The sequence below is a fragment of the Bradyrhizobium sp. Ses1 genome (assembly GCF_059512365.1).
Window position 1 is genome coordinate 1 of record NZ_JCAMOQ010000230.1, and the last position, 393, is coordinate 393.

Sequence of the window (393 nt, forward strand, 5' to 3'; positions counted from 1 at the left end):
GGCGCCTTGCAGATTCGTGTCTTGTCCTCGTTGACCGTCAGCTTCAACTTTCCCATGATCTCGCGCAGTCGCGACAAAGGCCTCTTCGGCTTTGCCCCGCCGGCATAGGATCACGAGATCGTCGGCGTAGGTCACGATGCGAGTGCCGAGGCTTCGCTCGAGACCGAGCATCTTCCATCCCAGCACGAACCGGCGCATGTAGAGATTCGCCAGCAATGGGGAGATGGGTGAACCTTGCGGGATGCCGCGCCGCTTGTCTCGGGCTTCGGTCGTACGTGTCTTCCTTCCTCGATCGTCGGTTTCCTCCACGGGACACTCCAGCCACATCTTGATCAGATGCAGCACGCGCCGATCGACAATTCGGCGTGCTACCGACTTCAGAAGTTCGGCATG

At 59.8% G+C, this 393-nt stretch carries 1 protein-coding gene; it reads right to left on the reverse strand.

Features of this window, described 5'->3' with window-relative positions:
- The coding region (locus AC5ZG5_RS46490; protein ID WP_496165604.1) for a reverse transcriptase domain-containing protein at positions 1-393 on the reverse strand (393 nt) is incomplete at both ends.